Raw genomic sequence first — 4,905 nt, 5'->3', positions numbered from 1 at the left:
CAAGAACCGCGCCTGAACGCCCCCTCAACACACCTCACAAGAGGGTCCCTTTTGCGTGCCGATCTGGGGTCCCAATTCAGTGCCGATTGACACTCAGGTGTCAGGTGCAATGACGTGGCTTCCACGTGGATGGTGATTGAAGGCCATTGTGTTCTCTTCGTCGATGGTTCTTGCGGAGTGCACGGGTGGACCCGCTCCTGGAAGCCCACGGCGGCTGGTTATCGGGTGCGCACTCCGCCCTGTCCGAGGTGGGACGTCCGGCGGGCGATGTCACCCCTCTTTCGGGTGCACAGCAACGCTTCGGCCACCTGCCGGCATCCACTGCTATGGCACCGCCTGGACCCGAATGCCCCCGAATGCGCTGTCCTGCCGCAGGGTCACCACGCGTTGCCGGGCGAGTTCCAGCCCGGCCAGGAAGGTGTTCGCCACGGCGGATCGCTGCCGCAGCGGCGTTGCCGGGGCGGGCGTCCGCCCGGCTCCGACGCCGAGCAAGTCCACCTCGCCTGGCTGCTCCTCCAGCGCCTGGCGCAGCCATGCCAGGGCGTCCGGCAGGGTCCAGACATCCGGCGCCACGGGACGGTAGACCCGCGCGATGTCCCCAGGCGCCGAGCCCTGGCCCTGCCCCTCCAGCATGAGCAGCGTCGCCTCCAGGAAGGCCACCACCATCGCCGCCCGCGGCGGCAGATCCCTCTCCGCCTCCCCTGCCCCGCTGCCCCGGCCCAGCACGTCGATGCCCCGCTGTGGCCGCGCCGCGAGCCACGCCGCCGCCGCCCGGATCGCCGCCTGCTCCTCCCAGCGCCGCAGCTGCCGTGCCGCCGCCTCCCCGGCCTCTCCCGGGGCTTCGCCCGCGGCCTCCGGCACCGGCGGCAGCAGCGCCTGTGCCTTCAGCCGCACCAACTCGCTCGCCATCACCAGCCAGTCCGCCTGCCGCTCCAGCGGCACCTGGCCGCGGCTTGCCTCCAGTGCGGCCACGAACTGCTCGGCGAGGGGCACGATCGACAGCTGCCCCAGTCGCAGCTTCTGCTGGCGCACCATCTCCAGGAGGAAGTCGAGCGGTCCCTCGAAGCCCTCCAGGCTGAGCAGCGGCGGGCCACCGGGATGGGGCGCGGCCTCCCTGCCCTGCCCCGCCGGATACTCCCAGGCCACCGCTACCTCAGCCATCCTCCGGCCCCGCATAGTCCGGCCGCAGCTCCAGCGTCAGCTCCGGCCAGGCCCGGCGCAGCCGCCGCAGCGCCTGCCAGGGTGACCAGTCCGCCGACCAGAACTCCACCGCCAGTGCGTCCATCCGCCGCTGCCGCCCGTCGCGCCCGGCTGGCACCTCCCGCACGTGCCGCAGCGCCCGGGTCGTGCCCCAGTGCGCCCAGAGCCAGGCCCGGGCCTGCGGGTCGTCGGGGCCCAGCGCCAGCAGCCGCTCCGGCACCGGCAGCAGCCGCTGCAGGTCGAAGGGACAGCTGCGCTCGCCGGTCCTCCGCGCCACCACCCGCTGCTGCAGCACCGCCACCGCATCGTGCAGCCGCTGTGACAGGATCCGCGCCCCGGCCAGGCTGATCGCCCGCTCCCCGTCCGGTGGCCCCGCCAGCTGCAGGAACCAGTCCTCGCGCAGCCGCTCCAGGTCGTGCTGCCAGGGGATCACTCCGGGTCCCGCCGCCGCCGCCCGGAAATCCGCCATCCGCGCCGCCGGACCGCTGATCCGCAGCCTGTTGCGCAGCCAGTCGGTGTGCGCCGGCGCCAGCGGGGCCTCGTCCCCGGCCGGGGCAGCAATGGCATCCGGCACGCAGGCGGACGGCACGGCCAGACCCCTCGCCTACAGGTCGAGCAGCCGGGCCGGGCTGTCGCGGGTGATGCGGGCCCGGCGGCGATACCCCTGCGTGGTGGCGATGCTCTTCTGCCGGGCGTGGTGCATCACCTGCTCGTCCAGCGCCCCCTTCAGATAGGCCTCGGTGATGAAGCCCGCCCGCAGCCCGTGCGGGCTCAGACGCTCGGCCGTGTCCACCGTGATCCGGGCCAGCTCCGCCCGCCGGCGCAGGATGCGCCAGACGCCATGGTCGGTGAGCCGGCCCTCGATCTGGCCACCGGCCGAGAGGCGGCGGAACACCGGTCCATAGGCGATGCGCGCCCGGCGCAGCCATTCCTCCATCGCCCGCACCGGGCAGGACAGCACGTTCTGGCCGCGCGGGATGCCGATGCTGGCCCCCTCCCGCTCCTGGTCGCGCTTGGAATGGGGGATGAACAGTACCATCCCCTCCGTCGTGAAGCGCAGGTGCTCGTGGTCGATCGCCACCAGCTCGGAGCGCCGCAGCGCCCCGGCGAAGCCGATCAGGAACAGTGCCCGGTCGCGCAGGCCACGGAGGTCGCTGCCGCAGGCGGCCAGCAACGCCTTGACCTCGGTGGAGGTCAGCGCCGCGGCCGGGCGAGCGGCGGCGCCGTGCTGGCCGAGGATACCGCGCAGCGTGGCGTTGATCACCGGGTCCCGGCTCTGCCAGGGATGGCCCAGGCGGCGATGCTCATGGGCGATCGCCGCCAGGCGGCGGCGCAACCCGCTGCGACCGAGCTTGCGGGCCAGGCTCGCCAGATAGGCCGCGACGACCACCGGCTGGGCCGGCAGCGCGGCCACGCCGCCGGCGGCGCACCAGGCGGCGAAGTCGGCCCAGTCGGCGGCATAGGCGCGCCTCGTGTTGTCGGCCAGCGCCCGGCCGGCGTAGCGCGCCGCCTCCGCCACCGCCTCGCCAACCGGACCGGTGAGCACGGCCAGTGCCTCCGGCGGCAGCGGCTCCCGCACCAGGCGCTGCACCGACCGGGGAAGATCGGAGGGCCAGTCGGCAGGCTGATCCGTCATGCGGCCTCCCACGGGTTCACCAGCGTGGCACCCAGCCCTTCGAAATCGGTCGTGTTCCGGGTAGCGAGGGTCGCGCCATGGGCCAATGCCATCCCCCCGATCAGCGCATCGGCCAGAGCAATGGGCCGGCCCGCGGCCTCTCGCGCCGCGCGGGCCCGCGCATAACGGGCGACACAGCTCGCATCGAGAACCAGGATCCGGTCCGCGAACCCCTCGGCGAGGAAGCGTTCGAAGAGGCTCTCGAGATCGGCCCGGCGCTGCCCCTCCGGCAGTCGCGCAAGCCCATAGCGGATTTCGGCCACGACCAGGCTGGGCAGGAACAGGGTTTCCAGGCGCTGGGCGGCGAGGAAGCGCCGCACCGCCGCATCCGGGCTGGCCCGCATAAGTTCCGAGACGACGTCGGTGTCGAGCAGGATCACCCTTCGTCCTCACCGAAGAGCGGCGGGCGGTCCCGCTCCGTGCCGCGGGGCGGCAGAACAAGGTCAAAGCCCCGCTCGGCACCGAACAGGCGCTCGGCGATGGCGGGCAGGGTCTCGCTGCCCGCGGTGTCCCGGGCCATGGCGGCGCGGAGAAGCTCGCGGGCCTCTTCCTCGACAGAACGCCGGTGCCGGCGGGCGCGGGCCTTGAGCTGCTCCCGCAACGCCTCGTCGACGTTCCGGATCAACAGGCTTGCCATGTCGTGCTTCTGCCCAATCCAGCCACGGACACTATGCTATCAAATGCTATCAAGCTGCACCAAACCCTTATGAGATCCGGCCGCCCTTCAGCCTTGTGGTCCCGGGCAGCTGCCATGCCCCAAAACCTCGTCGCAGCCTGCCGGCGTTAGTATGCTCGCCAAGGCTTCATCGGGCGCAGGAAACGAAAGCGCTCTCAGCGCCCGGCTTATGAGCACGCCGAGGAAATAGCGCTCAGGCGTCGATAGGCTTCCAGCCATGGCGGGCCCAGCTGCGTCGCAGCACCGAAAGAGAAATGGTCGCCGCGTGCTGGGTCATGGAGCACCCTCTCTGGCGACCGTTGGCTGACCGAAGCCGAACACCCCGAAGAACAGCAGGGCCTGCTCCGCCAGCCAGTCCGCTGGTGCCTCGCCCAGCTTGCCGGCGATGACCGAGCGATCCAGCGTTGCCAGCTTATCGAAGCGCACCACGGACAGGATCTTTAAGCCGGTCCCCGGACTGGCCGCGAGCGCTGCCATATCGGGGCCGGTGCGGGGCACGGAGGTGATGAAGCAGACCACGAGGTCGGTCCGCCGGTCATTGTCGCGTGAGACCACCAGCGCCGGGCGCCGCTTGTCGCCGGACAGGTCGGTGAAAGGAAAGCGGGTGAGAACGATGCTGCCGAAAGCGAACACCTAGCGCCGCGTCTCCACCAGGTCGTCATCCGAATATAGGTCGGGCTCATCCCGCAGCCAGTCGAACGCCTTGCCGTCCTGAGCCATCCTACCCATGGGAAGGGTCTCGTTCTCGGTGAACTCGACCACGACATGCACACGGACACCCCCAGGGATGCCACGCCGGGCGAGTTCCGCCGAGACGTCCCCAGCCGTGGCATCGAGAATGATCTGCGGCATCGATTGGCTCTCCTGCAAGCCCCGGGATTCTAGCGGTTCCGGCTCGGGTCGTCTTGCCTGATGAGCGACGACGATCTCCGGAGAAGACCATGCTGGAGCTGTTTAGCCTTCCACTCGAAATAGGGCAACTGCCACTTCTCTCCATCTCAGGCCCGATAATGGATTATTATCGGGCGTGAATAGAGGCTAAGCCGTTGATCCGCCGCATGGATGTCCCCTGTCGCGCCTCCGGGATCGGCCGGATCTCGGACTGGCGGGGCGTGGAGGCCCGGAGCAGTACCCCGGGTCCCCATCAGCAGTGCCCGGGTTCGTGATAAAGGTGCCCCGCTTCGCAGGACGGCCGGGCGGGGCTGCGGGCGGTCCCGCCCGGCCCCGGCAGGCCTCTCCGCCCTGGCCACCTCTGCAAACGACCGAGGCCGTGGGAAAACGGGTTCGCGGTCGCATGCAGCCAGATGAACTTCACGGACGGCACCTGAGAGCTGGCCGTGGCGTTCCGGGTGTT

The 4,905-nt window shown here is 70.8% G+C and carries 7 protein-coding genes; all 7 read right to left on the bottom strand.

Annotation, left to right across the window (positions count from 1 at the left end; translation table 11 throughout):
* Positions 1-324: 324 nt before the first annotated feature.
* Positions 325-1,161, bottom strand: coding sequence for a segregation and condensation protein A (locus BT98_RS0119980; RefSeq protein ID WP_162175664.1), 837 nt, complete (start codon positions 1,159-1,161; stop codon positions 325-327).
* Positions 1,154-1,789: a hypothetical protein gene (locus BT98_RS25330; protein ID WP_051544365.1), complete on the bottom strand. Its 636-nt coding sequence runs from the start codon at positions 1,787-1,789 to the stop codon at positions 1,154-1,156. Before BT98_RS25330 ends, BT98_RS0119980 begins: the two co-directional genes overlap by 8 nt.
* Positions 1,790-1,804: 15 nt before the next feature.
* The gene (locus BT98_RS27460) at positions 1,805-2,836 is read right to left on the bottom strand and encodes a site-specific integrase (RefSeq protein ID WP_051544364.1); all 1,032 of its coding nucleotides are present in this window, start codon (positions 2,834-2,836) and stop codon (positions 1,805-1,807) included.
* Positions 2,833-3,255, bottom strand: coding sequence for a type II toxin-antitoxin system VapC family toxin (locus BT98_RS0119965; protein ID WP_027297469.1), 423 nt, complete (start codon positions 3,253-3,255; stop codon positions 2,833-2,835). Before BT98_RS0119965 ends, BT98_RS27460 begins: the two co-directional genes overlap by 4 nt.
* On the bottom strand, positions 3,252-3,512 hold the full coding sequence (locus BT98_RS0119960) for a FitA-like ribbon-helix-helix domain-containing protein (protein WP_027297468.1): 261 nt from the start codon (positions 3,510-3,512) through the stop codon (positions 3,252-3,254). The genes BT98_RS0119965 and BT98_RS0119960 overlap by 4 nt, the downstream gene beginning before the upstream one ends.
* 312 nt (positions 3,513-3,824) lie before the next feature.
* A complete protein-coding gene (locus BT98_RS25320) occupies positions 3,825-4,184 on the bottom strand; it encodes a type II toxin-antitoxin system PemK/MazF family toxin (protein WP_019460385.1) in 360 nt (119 codons plus the stop codon).
* The gene (locus tag BT98_RS0119950; RefSeq protein WP_027297467.1) at positions 4,185-4,403 is read right to left on the bottom strand and encodes a hypothetical protein; all 219 of its coding nucleotides are present in this window, start codon (positions 4,401-4,403) and stop codon (positions 4,185-4,187) included.
* Between the last annotated feature and the right edge of the window lie 502 nt (positions 4,404-4,905).

The sequence above is a fragment of the Roseomonas mucosa ATCC BAA-692 genome, assembly GCF_000622225.1.
Lineage (GTDB): Bacteria > Pseudomonadota > Alphaproteobacteria > Acetobacterales > Acetobacteraceae > Roseomonas > Roseomonas mucosa.
The sequence above is the reverse complement of the archived record's forward strand: the minus strand, read 5'-3'. Positions and strand labels throughout refer to the sequence as shown.

Coding starts and splice junctions, on each gene's coding strand:
- BT98_RS0119950 (WP_027297467.1), bottom strand. CDS start 4,403: ATGCCGCAGATCATTCTCGATGCCACGGCTGGGGACGTCTCGGCGGAA.
- BT98_RS0119960 (WP_027297468.1), bottom strand. CDS start 3,512: ATGGCAAGCCTGTTGATCCGGAACGTCGACGAGGCGTTGCGGGAGCAG.
- BT98_RS27460 (WP_051544364.1), bottom strand. CDS start 2,836: ATGACGGATCAGCCTGCCGACTGGCCCTCCGATCTTCCCCGGTCGGTG.
- BT98_RS0119980 (WP_162175664.1), bottom strand. CDS start 1,161: ATGGCTGAGGTAGCGGTGGCCTGGGAGTATCCGGCGGGGCAGGGCAGG.